Below are 1,342 nucleotides of genomic sequence, written 5' to 3' on the forward strand. Positions count from 1 at the left end.
TCCTCCTAATCTGAAGAAATCATCATGAATACTGATGGTTTTAGCATTGATTCCCAATACTTCACTATAAATTACTACAAGCTGCTTTTCAAGCTCTGTTTCAGGTGCTGTATAGTTTTTGTTTCCTGTAAATTCAGGTTCAGGTAACGCTTTTTTATCCAGTTTACCATTGATGGTTAATGGTAAAGACGTTAAGTGAACGAATACTCCGGGAACCATATATTCTGGTAATGATTCTGACAAATATTCTGACAACAAAGATGAATCTATATCATTTTCAGAAACATAGTACCCTACAAGATATTTTAACCCGGTTTTATTTTCTTTGGCTAAAACTGCTGCCTGGCTGATTCCAGGATAACCAAGCAATTTGTTTTCAATCTCACCTAATTCAATTCTATAACCACGGATTTTCACCTGGAAGTCATTTCTTCCAATGTATTCCACCTCTCCATTGGATAGCCAGCGTACTAAATCTCCGGTTCTGTATAAACGTCCATTCTCTCCTTTCTGTTTCTGATCTGCTGTCTGGAAAGGATTGATGATGAAACGTTCTTCTGTAAGATCCGGCCTGTTCAGGTATCCTCTTGCAATTCCGGCTCCGCCGATATACAGCTCACCTACGGCTCCTAAAGGAACAATACGGCGGTATTTATCCAATACGTAAGCTGTCATATTCCCAATCGGTCCTCCGATATTTACAGGGTTTTCATCTTCGTTATAATGATGCAGTGTAGCACATACCGTAGTTTCTGTTGGGCCGTAAGCGTTGATCAGATCAACTCCATATTCTTTATATGCGGCCATAACCTGTGGATTGGTAACGTCTCCTGCTACCACAAGTTTCTCTAATGGTAAAATATATTCTCTGGTTAATAATACCGGTGGAATGGTTGCTATGCTGATGCTATTTTCTTCTATGTAATCTTTTAAAGAAAACAGATCTGTCTGAAGTTCTTTTTCTAAAATATAGATGGTATGTCCATGGGTAATGGATGGGTATAATTCCCAGACATGAGCATCAAATACATAGTTTGCGTACCACAGACTGTTCTTTTGAACTCTGTTTTCAAGCAAGCCAAATTCTTTAGCTTCCTGATGAATCAGGTTGGATACATTTCTGTGCTCAACCATTACGCCTTTAGGCAGCCCGGTCGTTCCACTCGTGAAAATAACATATGCTAAATTATTGGGTTGAGTATTGGTAACAGGATTATTAGTTGACTCTGTTTCAAGCTTTGCTTTAAAGGTAATCTCTTCTAAAGAGATCACATCTGCTGCCAGGTTTTTCAACTTTTCTGATGTACTTTCCTGGCCTAAAATCAGTCTTGCTCCGGTATCC

Annotated in this window: 1 protein-coding gene; it reads right to left on the reverse strand. The window is 38.9% G+C overall.

The window, feature by feature from the left end:
- Window positions 1-1,342: non-ribosomal peptide synthetase (locus tag OL225_RS22000; protein WP_264519608.1), on the reverse strand; the 1,342-nt coding region annotated here is incomplete at both ends.

Source organism: Chryseobacterium viscerum (assembly GCF_025949665.1).
Taxonomy (GTDB): Bacteria; Bacteroidota; Bacteroidia; order Flavobacteriales; family Weeksellaceae; genus Chryseobacterium; species Chryseobacterium viscerum_A.